The 15,636-nt window shown below is 61.2% G+C and carries 11 protein-coding genes; 10 read left to right on the top strand and 1 reads right to left on the bottom strand.

Annotated elements, in window-relative coordinates:
* Positions 1–323: 323 nt before the first annotated feature.
* Positions 324–1,700, bottom strand: a complete 1,377-nt coding sequence (locus tag AB4O36_RS28145; RefSeq protein ID WP_460120162.1) for an L-serine ammonia-lyase — start codon at positions 1,698–1,700, stop codon at positions 324–326.
* Between the two features lie 437 nt (positions 1,701–2,137).
* On the opposite strand from AB4O36_RS28145, the gene AB4O36_RS28140 reads away from it, so the two are divergent.
* The 10 genes from AB4O36_RS28140 (at position 2,138) to dbpA (ending at position 15,629) form a co-directional block, all read left to right on the top strand.
* Complete coding sequence (locus AB4O36_RS28140; RefSeq protein ID WP_460120160.1) at positions 2,138–3,088, top strand: choline ABC transporter substrate-binding protein; 951 nt, start codon at positions 2,138–2,140, stop codon at positions 3,086–3,088.
* Between the two features lie 77 nt (positions 3,089–3,165).
* On the top strand, positions 3,166–4,011 hold the full coding sequence (gene choW / locus AB4O36_RS28135) for a choline ABC transporter permease subunit (protein ID WP_192306691.1): 846 nt from the start codon (positions 3,166–3,168) through the stop codon (positions 4,009–4,011).
* Positions 4,008–5,186: a choline ABC transporter ATP-binding protein gene (choV, locus tag AB4O36_RS28130; protein ID WP_460120158.1), complete on the top strand. Its 1,179-nt coding sequence runs from the start codon at positions 4,008–4,010 to the stop codon at positions 5,184–5,186. Before choW ends, choV begins: the two co-directional genes overlap by 4 nt.
* A gap of 458 nt (positions 5,187–5,644) precedes the next feature.
* Positions 5,645–6,238 carry a transcriptional regulator BetI gene (betI, locus tag AB4O36_RS28125; protein ID WP_368555772.1) on the top strand — a complete coding sequence of 198 codons (594 nt, stop codon included), beginning with the start codon at positions 5,645–5,647 and terminating at the stop codon, positions 6,236–6,238.
* A 63-nt stretch (positions 6,239–6,301) separates the two neighbouring features.
* Positions 6,302–7,774 (top strand): betaine-aldehyde dehydrogenase, encoded by a 1,473-nt coding sequence (gene betB, locus AB4O36_RS28120; protein WP_460120156.1) that lies wholly within the window; start codon positions 6,302–6,304, stop codon positions 7,772–7,774.
* A gap of 128 nt (positions 7,775–7,902) precedes the next feature.
* Positions 7,903–9,603 (top strand): choline dehydrogenase, encoded by a 1,701-nt coding sequence (gene betA / locus AB4O36_RS28115; RefSeq protein ID WP_460120154.1) that lies wholly within the window; start codon positions 7,903–7,905, stop codon positions 9,601–9,603.
* 255 nt (positions 9,604–9,858) lie between these two features.
* Positions 9,859–11,301: a TldD/PmbA family protein gene (locus AB4O36_RS28110; RefSeq protein WP_460120152.1), complete on the top strand. Its 1,443-nt coding sequence runs from the start codon at positions 9,859–9,861 to the stop codon at positions 11,299–11,301.
* Complete coding sequence (locus AB4O36_RS28105) at positions 11,301–12,647, top strand: TldD/PmbA family protein (RefSeq protein ID WP_460140756.1); 1,347 nt, start codon at positions 11,301–11,303, stop codon at positions 12,645–12,647. The genes AB4O36_RS28110 and AB4O36_RS28105 overlap by 1 nt, the downstream gene beginning before the upstream one ends.
* A gap of 72 nt (positions 12,648–12,719) precedes the next feature.
* Entirely contained in the window at positions 12,720–14,147 is a 1,428-nt protein-coding gene (gene mdtD, locus AB4O36_RS28100) for a multidrug transporter subunit MdtD (protein WP_460120148.1), read from the top strand.
* Between the two features lie 144 nt (positions 14,148–14,291).
* Complete coding sequence (dbpA, locus tag AB4O36_RS28095) at positions 14,292–15,629, top strand: ATP-dependent RNA helicase DbpA (protein WP_460142183.1); 1,338 nt, start codon at positions 14,292–14,294, stop codon at positions 15,627–15,629.
* Positions 15,630–15,636: the final 7 nt, after the last annotated feature.

Below are 15,636 nucleotides of genomic sequence, written 5' to 3'. Positions count from 1 at the left end.
GGGCGTGTCTATATAAGCCGCGTCATGAAGAGGTTAATAAGTGCCATCAGGGGGGCAAAGCGCCGTGTGGCGAGCGGCGTGAGCAGTTCGGTAGCACTTGTGGGAAGGGGCTGTGGGCGATCTGAGGGGAGTGTCACCCCTGGCACGGGATGACGGGTGGCCTGAGCGGCAAACATACCTCACCGTAAGTGGGGGCATTTATCTGTGAGCGACGCGCTAAAAGGTGGCGTGATAGGCCGAGGGTGTTCGATTTGCGCGCAGTTTTGACTGGTCTACCACTATCGCGGGCAAGCCCGCGATGCAGGTGACTTGGTCCTGAAGACTCAACACTCCACCGCACTCACCGCCAAGCCACCGCGCGATGTTTCTTTATATTTGTCATGCATGTCCGCCCCGGTGTCACGCATGGTGCGGATCACCCGATCCAGGGAAATGAAATGCTGGCCATCACCACGCAGCGCCATTTGCGCCGCGTTGATCGCTTTCACTGCGGCAATCGCATTGCGTTCGATGCACGGAACCTGGACCAGTCCGCCCACCGGGTCGCACGTCAGCCCAAGGTTGTGTTCCAGGCCGATTTCCGCCGCGTTGCACAATTGCTCCGGCGTGGCGCCCAGAATCTCCGCCAGGCCTGCTGCCGCCATGGCGCAGGCCGAACCGACTTCGCCCTGACAACCGACTTCGGCACCGGAAATCGATGCGTTTTTCTTGCACAGGATGCCCACCGCTGCCGCACCCAGGAAATAATCGACCACGTTGGCATCCGTGACCGCTTCGCTGAACTTCATGAAGTAGTGCAACACCGCCGGAATGATCCCCGCAGCGCCGTTGGTCGGCGCCGTCACCATGCGCCCCCCGGCGGCGTTTTCTTCGTTGACCGCGAGGGCAAACAGATTGACCCACTCCATGGCGCTCAAGGTGGAGCCGATGACATTGGGCTTGTTCAACTCCTGCAGGCTGCGGTGCAACTTGGCCGCGCGCCGACGCACATTCAAGCCGCCGGGCAGGATGCCTTCGTGCTTGAGGCCGTGCTCAACGCAGTCCTGCATGGCCCGCCAGAGCTTCATCAGGCCGGCGCGGATTTCTTCCTCGCTGCGCCAGACGAGTTCGTTGGCCATCATCAGTTCGGCAACCCGCAGGTTGTGACGCTTGCAGAGTTCGAGCAGCTCCACGGCGCTGGAAAAATCGTAAGGCAATTCGGTGCGGTCCAGATCGACCACGCCGCTGCTGGCCTGCGCCTCATCGACGACAAAACCACCACCGACGGAATAATAAGTGTCGCGATGCAGCTCGCCGTCATCGCCTTCGGCGACCAGGGTCATGGCGTTGGGATGGAACGGCAGGTTTTCATCGATCAAGCGCATGTCCCGTGTCCAGATGAACGGCACGGGTAGGCGACTGTCGAGCAGCAGGGTGTCGGTTTCGCGCAGGGTGGCGATGCGAATGCCTATTTGCGAAGGATCGATCGCGTCCGGCCACTCGCCCATCAGGCCCATGATCACCGCGTTGTCGCTGCCGTGGCCAATGCCGGTGGCCGACAACGAGCCATACAGCTGGACTTCGACACGCCGCACCTGCTCCAGCACCCCTTGTTCACGCAAACCCTGCACGAACAGCGCTGCGGCGCGCATGGGTCCCACAGTGTGCGAACTGGACGGTCCGATGCCGATTTTGAACAGGTCGAAAACGCTGATAGCCATTGCTGCCGAACTCCTGGATATGCCGATTCCAGGCGCACAGGCGCCCGGTGACGGAGCTGCTACGCTCAAGCTGCAATCCGCCGAGATGGCCGCATCATCGGGCTTTTACGGTGTCGTGCGACGTCTCGAACCGACGCACTCATGTCCACAAACGCCGCTGGCGTTTTACGCCATGTTTCGCCGGTTTTTTGCAGCTCAGCGCGGCAAAAGGACCTGAAAAAATCTGTAAACGACGTCACCAACACTGGATGCGACCATCCCTGTACTGGATACGACGCCCCCTGTAGGCGTCAGATTTTCACTGGTACATGATCTTAATCGACTCGATTGCAGGCGCTGCGGTAAGAGCTGTCTCAAGAACGCCACCCAACCGCAACCCATAAGTGCGGTGGTCCCAGTCGGAACACTGCCAAAAAAAAACACCAAGGAGTCCATTCATGAAAGGTTCCCCGTCGTTGTTGTTGGCCGCCATGCTTAGCCTGCCGCTTCTGGCACAGGCCGCTGAACCCGCACAATGCAATACCGTGAACTTCTCCGATGTCGGCTGGACCGACATCACCGCAACAACCGCCACCACCAGCGTCGTGCTCAACGCACTGGGCTATAAAACCAAGACCACCATGATTTCCGTCCCGGTGACCTACAAGTCCCTGGCCGATGGCAAGAACATGGACGTTTTCCTCGGCAACTGGATGCCGACCATGGAAAACGACATCAAGGCCTATCGCGACGCGGGCACCGTCGAAACCGTGCGCACCAACCTCAAGGGCGCCAAGTACACCCTGGCCGTGCCTCAAGCCCTGTACGACAAGGGCCTGCATGACTTCGCCGACATCGCCAAATTCAAGAAAGAGCTGGACGGCAAGATCTACGGTATCGAGCCGGGCAATGACGGCAACCGCCTGATCCAGAGCATGATCGACAAGAACGCCTTCGGCCTGAAGGACGCCGGTTTCAAGGTCGTCGAATCCAGCGAAGCGGGGATGCTGTCGCAGGTCGACCGCGCGCAGAAACGCGACACCGCCGTCGTTTTCCTCGGCTGGGCGCCACACCCGATGAACAAGCGTTTCAAGATCCAGTACCTCACCGGTGGTGACGATTTCTTTGGCCCCGATTTCGGCGCCGCCACCGTGGCAACCAACACCCGCAAGGGTTACGCCGAGGAATGCAGCAACGTGGGCCAACTGCTGAAAAACCTGGAGTTCACGGTCGACATGGAAAGCGAACTCATGGGCAACATCCTGGACGACAAGATGAAGCCTGACGCGGCCGCCAAGGCGTGGCTGAAAAAGAACCCACAGGTGCTCGATACCTGGCTCGCTGGCGTGACCACCACTGACGGTAAACCTGGCCTGGAGGCCGTGAAAGCCAAGCTTGCGCAGCCTTGATGTAAGAGGCATCGCTTATGCCGGACGGCCTCGGCCGTCCAGGCTGTTTATTTCCTTGCATGCGGACGTTCACTACCATGCTGATTGATCAGAAAATACCTCTAGGCCAGTACATTGCAGGCTTCGTTGAATGGTTGACGCAACACGGCGCCAACACCTTCGACGCCATCGCCGTGTCACTGGAAACGATGATCCACGGCGTGACGTTCGCGCTCACCTGGTTCAACCCGCTGGTCTTGATCGGACTTATCGCCCTACTGGCGCACTTCATCCAACGCAAATGGGGCTTGACCGCCTTCGTCGTTGCCTCCTTTCTGCTGATCCTCAACCTGGGGTACTGGCAGGAAACCATGGAAACACTCGCCCAGGTGATGTTCGCCACCCTGGTCTGCGTACTCATCGGCGTGCCGCTGGGCATCGTCGCCGCGCACAAACCGATGTTCTACACTCTAATGCGACCGGTACTGGATCTGATGCAGACCGTACCGACATTCGTATACCTCATTCCTACCCTGACCCTCTTCGGGCTGGGTGTGGTCCCGGGCCTGATTTCGACGGTGGTGTTCGCGATTGCCGCTCCCATCCGCCTGACTTACCTGGGTATCCGCGATGTTCCACAGGAACTGATGGACGCTGGCAAGGCCTTCGGCTGCTCGCGACGTCAACTGCTGACCAGGATCGAACTGCCCCACGCCATGCCGAGCATCGCGGCCGGCATCACCCAGTGCATCATGCTGTCGTTGTCGATGGTGGTGATCGCGGCACTGGTGGGCGCCGACGGACTCGGCAAACCGGTGGTCAACGCACTGAACACTGCTGATATCGCCCTGGGCTTCGAAGCGGGCCTGGCGATCGTACTGCTGGCGATCATGCTCGACCGTATCTGCAAACAACCCGACGCCAAAGTAGGGGGTGACGCATGAGCATAATTCGCTTCGAAGACGTCGACGTAATCTTCACCAAGGATCCGCGCGAGGCACTCAAGCTGCTGGATCAGGGCATGACCCGTAACGAAATCCTGAAAAAAACCGGGCAGATCGTTGGCGTTGAAAAGGCCAGCCTGGATATCGAGAAAGGCGAAATCTGCGTGTTGATGGGCCTGTCCGGTTCCGGCAAGTCCAGTCTGCTGCGTTGCATCAACGGCCTCAACACCGTCAGTCGGGGCAAGCTGTTCGTCGAGCACGAAGGCCGGCAGATCGACATTGCCTCCTGCTCCGCCGCGGAACTTAAAATGATGCGCACCAAGCGCATCGCGATGGTGTTCCAGAAATTCGCCCTGATGCCTTGGCTGACAGTGCGCGAGAACATCAGCTTCGGCCTGGAAATGCAGGGTCGCCCGGAGAAGGACCGCAGGAAACTGGTCGATGAAAAACTCGAACTGGTGGGCCTGACCCAATGGCGCAACAAGAAACCCGATGAGCTGTCCGGCGGCATGCAGCAGCGTGTGGGCCTGGCACGCGCCCTGGCGATGGACGCCGACATCCTGCTGATGGACGAACCGTTCTCCGCTCTCGACCCGCTGATCCGGCAGGGCCTGCAGGATGAACTGCTGGAGCTGCAACGCAAGCTGAGCAAAACCATCGTGTTCGTGAGTCACGACCTCGACGAAGCGCTGAAGCTGGGCAGCCGAATCGCGATCATGAAAGACGGACGGATCATCCAGTACAGCAAGCCTGAAGAGATCGTACTGAACCCGGCGGACGACTATGTGCGTACCTTCGTCGCCCACACCAACCCGCTGAACGTGTTGTGCGGCCGCAGCCTGATGCGCACCCTGGACAACTGCAAGCGTATCAACGGCTCGGTATGCCTGGATCCGGGCGGTGATTCCTGGCTGGACCTGGCGGAAGGCAACACCATCAAGGGCGCCCGCCAGAATGGCTCAAGCCTGGACCTGCAAAACTGGGCGCCAGGGCAAGCCGTGGAAGAGTTGGGCCGCCGACCTACGCTGGTGGACTCGAACATCGGCATGCGCGATGCGCTGCAAATCCGCTACCAGACCGGCAACAAACTGGTGCTGCACGACAACAACAAGGTGGTGGGGATTCTGGGCGACAGTGAGCTGTATCACGCACTGCTGGGCAAGAACCTGGGCTGAGGCCACAGAAACGAAAGCGCCGCGAGAGATCGCGGCGTTTTTATTTTGGGGTCGTCGGTTACTCACCTTTGAGGCTCATGTCCCCTCCGCGGGCAAGCCCGCTCCCACAGTTCTGGTGGTTGCTCCCAAATATTGTGGCCACCGCCAATCTACTGTGGGAGCGGGCTTGCTCGCGATGAAGGCGGCGCGGTGCTGCGAAAGAACAAATACCCGACCAGCGGGTGTTATAAAGACATCCCGAAAAAGCCCAAAACCCTGCAAGCGCTTGCGCACGCAGGTTTGGAGCTTTTGGGGATGTCGGATTGTCACCACCTGCAAAGTGGAAAAGCCGGCAAGGAGCGACGTTTCGTCGTAGAGCTCACTTTTTGTTGATTGAACGTTCAATCAAAACAAAATAGACTGGCCGCAAGCCGGTAGTCGTTTGACGTCTACCGAAAAGGCCCAAGGAGATGCGCAAGATGCCCAAGGTCGGTATGCAACCCATCCGTCGCCAGCAATTGATCGAAGCCACGTTGCTGGCGGTCGATCAGGTCGGAATGGGGGACGCCAGCATTGCGCTGATCGCCCGTTTGGCCGGTGTCTCGAATGGCATCATCAGTCACTACTTTCAGGACAAGAACGGCCTGATCGCTGCCACCGCGCAGTACCTGATGACGGTCCTGGCCGAGAACGTCACCGCACGTCGTCAGGCGCTGACAGATGACAGCCCGCGGGCGCATCTGCAGGTGATCATCGAAGGCAACTTCGACGCCAGCCAGGTCAATGGCCCGGCAATGAAAACCTGGCTGGCCTTCTGGGCCACCAGCATGCACCACCCGTCCTTGCACAGGTTGCAGCGGATCAACGATCACCGCCTGTATTCCAACCTGTGCTGCCAGTTCCGCCGCGAATTGCCGCTCGATGATGCGCGCAGTGCAGCCCGGGGCCTGGCGGCACTCATTGACGGTTTGTGGTTGCGCGGCGCGCTGTCGGGAGATGCTTTCGACACCGAACAGGCGCACCGGATCGCTTACGAATACATGGATTTCCAACTGGCCAAGCGGGTGAGTTAGAGCACACCTAGAACGCTCAATACCCCCGATCGAGCCAATCACTGATGCACTTGCGAGGACTTTATGGCCCGTTTCGAACTGCAAAAACTCTACATCGATGGCGGTTACAGTGACGCTGGCAGCGATGCCACCTTCGAAACCATCAACCCGGCTAACGGTGAAGTCCTCGCAAAAGTACAACGCGCCACCAGGGACGACGTCGAGCGCGCCGTGGTCAGCGCCGAAAAGGGCCAGAAAATCTGGGCCGCCATGACCGCCATGGAGCGTTCGCGCATCCTGCGTCGCGCCGTGGAAATCCTGCGTGAGCGCAATGACGAACTGGCCGCGCTGGAAACCCTGGACACCGGCAAGGCCTACTCCGAGACCCGCTACGTCGACATCGTGACCGGCGCTGACGTGCTGGAATACTACGCGGGCCTGGTGCCTGCCATCGAAGGCGAGCAAATCCCGCTGCGCACCACATCGTTCGTCTACACCCGTCGCGAGCCACTGGGCGTCGTGGCTGGTATCGGTGCGTGGAACTACCCGATCCAGATCGCCCTGTGGAAATCCGCACCGGCCCTGGCCGCGGGCAACGCGATGATCTTCAAGCCGAGCGAGGTGACCTCGCTGACCACCCTGAAACTGGCCGAGATCTACACCGAAGCCGGCGTTCCGGCCGGTGTGTTCAACGTGTTGACTGGCAGCGGTCGTGAAGTCGGTACCTGGCTGACCGAGCACCCGCGCATCGAAAAAGTGTCGTTCACCGGCGGCACCGACACCGGCAAGAAAGTCATGGCCAGCGCCTCCAGCTCTTCGCTCAAGGATGTGACCATGGAACTGGGCGGCAAATCGCCGCTGATCATCTGCGATGACGCCGACCTGGATCGCGCCGCCGACACCGCGATGATGGCCAACTTCTACAGCTCCGGCCAGGTCTGCACCAACGGCACTCGCGTGTTCGTGCCCAGCCACCTCAAAGCCGCGTTCGAAGCCAAAATCGCCGAGCGTGTGGCGCGCATTCGCATCGGCAACCCGGAAGACGAAAACACCAACTTCGGCCCGCTGGTCAGCTTCGCTCACATGGAAAGCGTGTTGGGTTACATCGCCAAAGGCAAGGAAGAAGGCGCTCGCGTGCTCTGCGGTGGCCACCGTCTGAGCGAAGGCGAATTCGCCAAGGGCGCGTTCGTGGCGCCAACCGTGTTCACCGACTGCACGGATGACATGACGATCGTGCGTGAAGAAATCTTCGGCCCGGTGATGGCGATCCTGACCTACGACACCGAAGAAGAAGTGATCCGCCGCGCCAACGACACCGACTTCGGCCTGGCCGCCGGCGTGGTGACCAAGGACCTGAACCGCGCCCACCGCATCATCCATCAACTGGAAGCGGGCATCTGCTGGATCAACGCCTGGGGCGAATCCGACGCCAAGATGCCGGTCGGTGGCTACAAGCAGTCGGGTGTGGGCCGGGAGAACGGCATCAGCTCGCTGAACAACTTCACGCGTATCAAATCGGTACAGGTCGAGCTGGGCGATTACGCATCAGTGTTCTGATGAGCCCCGAGCGGCAAGCTTCAAGCTGCCAGTAAAAGCAGTTTGGCTTGCCGCATCTCTTCGATACGCCGCTCGCTGCTTTTTCTTGCAGCTTGAAGCTTAGAGCTCGCAGCTCTCAAGGAGCCCCCATGACTCAAGAATATGACTACATCATTGTTGGCGCAGGATCGGCAGGCAACACCTTAGCCACCCGCCTCACCGAAGACGCTGGCGTTACCGTGCTGCTGCTCGAAGCAGGCGGCCCGGATTACCGCCTCGATTTCCGTACACAAATGCCGGCCGCCCTGGCCTTCCCGTTGCAAGGTCGCCGCTACAACTGGGCGTACGAAACCGATCCTGAGCCGCACATGGACGGGCGCCGCATGGAGTGTGGTCGCGGCAAGGGCCTGGGTGGCTCTTCGTTGATCAATGGCATGTGCTACATCCGTGGCAACGCCATGGACTACGACGGCTGGGCCAAACTGCCTGGCCTGGACGACTGGTCCTACCTCGATTGCCTGCCGTATTTTCGCAAGGCGGAAAGCCGTGACATCGGTCCCAATGACTACCACGGTGGCGATGGCCCGGTCAGCGTGACCACGCCCAAAGCTGGCAACAATCCGTTGTTCCACGCCATGGTTGAAGCCGGCGTGCAGGCCGGCTACCCGCGTACGGAGGACCTCAACGGGTTCCAGCAGGAAGGTTTCGGCCCCATGGACCGCACCGTGACACCGAAGGGCCGCCGCGCTTCCACTGCCCGCGGTTACCTGGACGTGGCGAAGAAGCGTTCGACCCTGACTATCGTCACCCACGCCTTGACCGACAAGATCATTTTCGAAGGCAAGCGCGCCGTCGGCGTGCGCTACCTGGTGGGTGCTGCCGAAGAGCGCGTCGAAGCCCGCGCGCGCAAGGAAGTGCTGGTGTGCAGCGGTGCAATCGCCTCGCCGCAGCTGTTGCAACGCTCCGGTGTTGGCCCGGCCAAACTGCTGCAAAGCCTGGACATCCCAGTGGTCCACGACCTGCCGGGTGTCGGTGAAAACCTGCAGGATCACCTCGAACTGTACCTGCAATATGCCTGCACCCAACCGGTCTCGCTGTACCCCTCGCTGCTCTGGTACAACCAGCCGGCCATTGGTGCCGAGTGGCTGTTCAACGGTACCGGCATCGGCGCCAGCAACCAGTTCGAAGCCGGCGGTTTTATCCGCAGCCGCCCGGAATTCGAGTGGCCGAACATCCAGTACCACTTCCTTCCGGTGGCGATTAACTACAACGGCAGCAACGGTGTGAAGGAACACGGTTTCCAGGCGCACATGGGTTCGATGCGTTCGCCGAGTCGCGGGCGCATCCAGGTCAAGTCCAAGGACCCGCGCCAGCACCCGAGCATTCTGTTCAACTACATGGCCACCGAGCAGGACTGGCAGGAATTTCGCGATGGCATCCGTCTGACTCGGGAAATCATGCAGCAGCCAGCACTGGATGCGTATCGTGGTCGTGAGATCAGCCCGGGCATCGAAGTGCAAACCGACGAGCAGCTCGATAAATTCATCCGCGAGCACGCCGAAACCGCGTTCCACCCGTCCTGCTCGTGCAAGATGGGCACCGACGACATGGCAGTGGTCGATGGCCAGGGTCGTGTACACGGCATGCAGGGCCTTCGTGTGATCGATGCCTCGATCATGCCCATCATCACCACGGGCAACCTGAACGCGCCGACGATCATGATCGCCGAAAAAATTGCCGACAAAATCCGTGGTCGCCAGCCATTGCCGCGCAGCACGGCGGATTACTATGTGGCCGGCGATGCGCCAGTGAAGGGCAAGGCGGTGCGGGAAGTCAGCCAGCCAGCTTAAGACCGCGTCGCCCCAATCGCGGGCAAGCCCGCTCCCACAGGTTTTCGGTCGGAACACAAATTTGTGATTCAGCCGAGAGACTGTGGGTGCGGGCTTGCCCGCGAATAGGCCCTCACAGGCACCAAACATGATCGTTCTGGCAGTGCACCAACCTTGATCCCTCCCCCTGGCAGGCCTACTCTAGCGCCACGCGACCGTTTCACCCTCCCCCCGCAACGCCGCTCCACCATCACTCCATCGCCAGGAGGTTCAGGCATGTTCGATTTCCACCCCCAGCTCAAGCAGCGCTTCGCTGCCTTGCGCACGGGCGCTGACTTCTTTTCATTGCGTTATGTACGCGAGTCCGGCCAGTACTTGTCGGTGCGCAAGAACGTCGCCGAACCGCCGAGCCTGCGGCGTGACGAAGGTGCGATGCTGACCGTGCGCGTGAACGGCGTCGAAGCCTACGCCGCCACCAACGACTTGTCGCAAACCGGCCTGCAGGCCGCACTGGAAAAAGCCGAACAGCAAGCGCGCCAGCTCAAGCCCCATGCCTTGCTCGACCTGCGCGAGCAGCGCGTGTCCAGTGACCGCGCCGATTACTTTTCGCCAAACCTCGACCAGCCCTTCCCTTCCTTGAGCGAATGCTACGAGTTGCTGGGCGCCGAATCCGCCGCAGTGCCCAAGGACGAGCGACTGGTGAACTGGCAGGTGAGCATCGGCATCACCCACGTCGAGCAGATCTACTTGAGCAGCGCGGGCGCCGAACTGCGCCAGGCCCAACGTTTCGTCTACCCGGGCCTGGACGTCACCGCCTACGACGGCAATGACAGCCAGACCCGCAGCCTGGGGCGCGAGAACTTCGGTCAGCAGGGCGGCGCGGACGTGATCAACCGATGCGGCTTGATCGGTGCTGGCCCGAAAGTCGCCGACCAGGCGCTGCAATTGTTGTTGGCGCCAAACACTCCACAGGGCCCTCGGGACCTGTTGCTGATGCCCGATCAGATGATGCTGCAGATCCACGAGTCCATTGGCCACCCGCTCGAGCTGGACCGCATCCTCGGCGACGAGCGCAATTACGCCGGCACCAGCTTCGTCAAGGCGCAGGACTTCGGCCATCTGCAGTACGGCTCGAAGCTGCTCAACGTGACCTTCGACCCCGACATTCCCGAGCAATTGGCCAGCTACGGTCATGACGACGACGGCGTTGCTGCGACCAAGCAGTTTTTGATCAAGCAAGGATTGCTCCTGCGACCACTGGGCGGAGCGCTGTCGCAATTTCGCGCCGGCATGGACGGCGTCGCCAACAGCCGCGCATGCAGCTGGAACCGTCCGCCCATCGACCGCATGGCCAACCTCAACATCGAACCCGGCGATCAGCCGCTGGCGCAACTGATCGGCAACATCGAGCACGGCATCCTGATGTCCACCAATCGCTCGTGGTCAATTGACGATGCGCGCAACAAATTCCAGTTCGGCTGCGAGTGGGGTCAATTGATCGAGAATGGCGAACTCAAGGGTGTGGTGAAAAACCCGAATTACCGGGGCGTTTCCGCGCAGTTCTGGAAGAGCCTGAGCGCCGTTGGCGATGCAGACACCTTCCAGGTATTGGGCACTCCGAACTGCGGCAAGGGCGAGCCCAACCAGGTCATCCGCGTCGGCCACGCGTCGCCGGCCTGTGTGTTCAGCCATATTGATGTATTCGGGGGAGAAGCCTGATGCCGCTATCCAATCCAGCCAACAGTCAGGCCGAGTCGTTCAAGGCGCTGGTCAAAGGCCTGCGCGAAGCGATTCGTGAGCCTGAACAATTCACCCTCAGCTATGGTGCCGAATCGTCAGCCTTCGTGCGTTTCAACCATGGAAAAGTGCGCCAGGCCGGCCAGGTGCAGCAGGCGAGCATCGGATTGAAGCTGATCAGCGAAGGCCGGCATGCCGACCTCGATATCACGCTGACAGGTGAGGCGCAGGTGGATCAACAGCGCTTGGCCGAGGGCCTTCAACAACTGCGCGAGACCCTGCCGTTGCTACCGCAGGACCCTTATTTGCTGCTCAATCACAACGGCTGGCAAAGCAACAACGTGCAGGCGCATCCGCTACCGGACACCGAACACGTCGTTGGCCTGATTACCCGAGCCGCCGTAGGCCTGGATCTGGTGGGTTTCTATGCGGCAGGCCCGATCAGCCGGGGCTTCGCCAGTTCGGCGGGCGCGTTCGGCTGGCATCAGGCGAACAGCTTCAACTTCGACTTCAGCCTGTTCCATGAAAATGGCCAGGCAGTGAAAGCCAGCTATGCCGGGCACGACTGGAGCGCTGACAGCTTCACCCGACGTTTCTCCCAGGCGCGCGAGCAACTCGAACTGCTGGGTCGGCCCCTGCGCACCCTGGCACCCGGACAATACCGCGCCTACCTGGCGCCCGCCGCGCTGGAAGAAATCATGGGTTTGTTGAGCTGGGGTGGTTTCTCGGCGCAGTCGATCGCCAGCAAAAGCAGCCCGTTGCAGAAACTCTATGCCGGCGACCAGTCGTTCAGCCCGCTGGTGTCCATCGATGAGCGGGTCAGCGGTTCGTTGAGCCCGGCATTCTCTGGCGAAGGTTATCCGCGCAGCGATCTGAAACTGATCACCCAAGGTCGGGCCGACGCGCAACTGGTGAGTTCACGCAGCGCCGCCGAATACGGCCTGACAGCCAACGGCGCCAGCGGCTACGAAGCACCGAGTGCCTTGAACATGGCCGCCGGAACGCTGCCTGACGCAGACGTTCTCAAACAACTGGGCACGGGCCTGTACATCAGCAACCTGTGGTACCTCAACTACTCGGATCAACCGGGTGCCCGCATGACCGGCATGACCCGCTTTGCGACATTCTGGGTGGAGAATGGCAAGATCCAGGCGCCCGTCAGCACCATGCGTTTCGATGACAGCGCCTTCAGTCTGCTCGGCTCACAACTGGAAGCGCTGACCCAGGAGCGGGAACTACTGCTGTCAGCGAGCACCTATAGTCAGCGGGCAACGGATTCGGCGTTGTTGCCGGGGGCGTTGGTGAGCAAACTGACCTTGACCTTGTAAACACAGAAACTGTGGGAGCGGGCTTGCCCGCTCCCACAGTTTCTGGTTACCCGACCATTCAAAAGAGGCCCCATGCCCAACCGCCCCGCTCTCGATGCTGTCACTGCCCGCTGGTTGCCGTGGGTGGTGGCGATTGCATTCTTCATGCAGTCCCTGGACGGGACCATTCTCAACACCGCCCTGCCGGCCATGGCCCGCGACCTGGCGGAAGACCCCTTGCGCATGCAGGGCGTGATCATCGCCTACATGCTCACGGTCGCCTTGCTGATCCCCGCTTCGGGCTGGATTGCCGACCGCTTTGGCACCAAGAAAATCTTCTTTGGCGCCATCCTGCTGTTCAGCATCGGCTCACTGCTCTGCGCCCTGTCGAGCAGTCTGAGCATGCTGATTGGCGCCCGGGTGATCCAGGGCCTGGGAGGCGCACTGATGCTGCCGGTTGGGCGGCTGGTGGTACTGCGCGCTTACCCGCGCTCGGAACTGGTGCGGATCATGGGCTTCATCACCATCCCGGGCCTGCTCGGTCCCTTGATCGGCCCGACCATGGGTGGCTGGATGGTCGAGTACTTGACCTGGCACTGGATCTTCCTCATCAACCTGCCGGTCGGCGCCATCGGTTGCTACGCCGTGTGGAAATTCATCCCCGACCTGCGCGGCAGTGAACGTACCCGCTTCGACGGCCTCGGTTTTCTGCTGTTCGGTGCGGCGATGATTCTGATCACCATCGCCATGGAAGGTTTGGGCGAGCTGCACCTGCCGCACTTGCGAGTGATGTTGCTGCTGTTTGGCGGCATGGCGTGCCTGGCGGCTTACTGGCTGCGAGCCGGGCACATTGATAATCCTTTGTTCTCGCCGTCGCTGTTCAAGACCCGAACGTTCGCCGTCGGCATTCTCGGCAATCTGTTTGCCCGCCTGGGCAGCGGGGCCCTACCGTTCCTGGTGCCGTTGCTGCTGCAAGTGGCGCTCGGGTACTCGCCGTCCCAGGCCGGGATGAGCATGCTGCCGCTGGCTGCCGCAGCGATGGTCGCCAAGTCGGTCGCACGGCCGATGATCGAGCGCCTGGGCTATCGCATCGTTCTGACCGGCAACACCCTGGCGCTGGGCCTGATGCTGGCGAGCATGGGCCTGGTCAGCGAGCAGACGCCCTACTGGCTGCTGCTGGGCATGCTTGCGGTGTTGGGGGCGATCAACTCGTTGCAGTTCACTGCAATGAACACCGTGACCCTGATCGACCTCGATGATGCCAGCGCCAGCAGCGGCAACAGCCTGCTGTCGGTGGTTGCGCAATTGTCCCTGAGCCTGGGCGTGGCCTGCGCGGGCGCATTGCTGGGCGGGTTTACAGCGCAAGTCGGCAATGACGGTGTGGACACGGTGCTGGGCGCATTCCAACTGACATTCGTCACGGTTGGCATCATGGCAATGCTCGCGGCGACGATCTTTTCCCAGCTATCGCCCAACGACGGGCGCCGGGTGGTCAATCGCGAGCACGATATCGACCACTGAGCGAGCATGGCGGCCAAAGGCTATTCGTCCAGAATTTGCAGGTAGTGTGGGCGGGACTGGTACACTGCGCGACATTTTGTTTTGCAGGCCCGTCCCGTGACCACCATTGCCACCGAATTTAATACTCTGCCGCTGTCTGCCGCCATGCTGGCTAACCTCGAATCCCTCGGTTATGCCCAGATGACGCCGGTCCAGGCGCAGAGCTTGCCGGTGATCCTCAAGGGGATGGACCTGATCGCCCAGGCCAAGACCGGCAGCGGCAAGACCGCTGCCTTCGGCATCGGCCTGCTCAACCCGATCAACCCACGCTACTTCGGTTGCCAGGCACTGATCCTGTGCCCGACCCGCGAGCTGGCCGACCAGGTCGCCAAGGAAATCCGTCGCCTGGCCCGCGCCGAAGACAACATCAAGGTCCTGACCCTGTGCGGCGGCGTGTCCCTGGGTCCGCAGATTGCCTCCCTGGAGCACGGCGCGCACATCATCGTGGGCACGCCGGGCCGCATCCAGCAGCACCTGCGCAAGGGTTCGCTGGTGCTGCATGGCCTGAACACGCTGATCCTCGACGAAGCCGATCGCATGCTCGACATGGGTTTCTACGACTCCATCGAAGAAATCATCATGCAAGCCCCGGAGCGTCGCCAGACCCTGTTGTTCTCCGCCACCTACCCGGTCGGCATCAAGCAACTGGCAGCGAAGTTCATGCGCAACCCGCAGCAGGTCAAGGCCGAGGCGTTCCATGACGACTCGCAGATCGAGCAGCGCTTCTACGAGATTTCTCCAGAAGAGCGCATGAGCGCGGTGACCAAGGTGCTTGGCCACTTCCGCCCGGCGTCCTGCGTAGCGTTCTGCTTCACCAAGCAGCAGGTACAGGAAACCGTCGACCACCTGACCGCCAAGGGCATCTCCGCGGTCGGCCTGCATGGCGACCTGGAACAACGTGACCGCGACCAGGTGCTGGCAATGTTCGCCAACCGAAGCACCTCGGTGCTGGTGGCCACTGACGTCGCTGCCCGCGGCCTGGACATCGATTCGTTGGACATGGTGATCAACGTCGAGCTGGCCCGCGATTCGGAAATCCACATCCACCGCGTGGGCCGTACCGGCCGTGCCGGTGAGAAGGGGCTGGCTATCAGTCTTGTGGCACCTGCCGAAGCACAGCGCGCGCAGGCCATCGAAGCGCTGCAGAAGTCGCCATTGACCTGGGACCAGGTGGACAACCTGACCGCCAAGGGCGGCGGCCCGTTGCTGCCGCAGATGAGCACCTTGTGCATCGCCGCCGGGCGCAAGGACAAGGTGCGTCCGGGCGACATCCTGGGTGCACTGACCGGTGACGCCGGCATTCCCGGCGCACAGGTCGGCAAAATCGCGATCTTCGATTTCCAGGCCTACGTCGCGGTGGAACGCGGCGTCGCCAAACAGGCCTTGCAGCGCCTGAATGACGGCAAGATCAAGGGCAGATCGTTGCGGGTGCGGATCCTTTAAGACCTGA

This window comes from Pseudomonas sp. S2_E01, from assembly GCF_054668365.1.
Note: the sequence above shows the minus strand (reverse complement) of the source record. Positions and strands in the feature narration are given on the sequence as shown.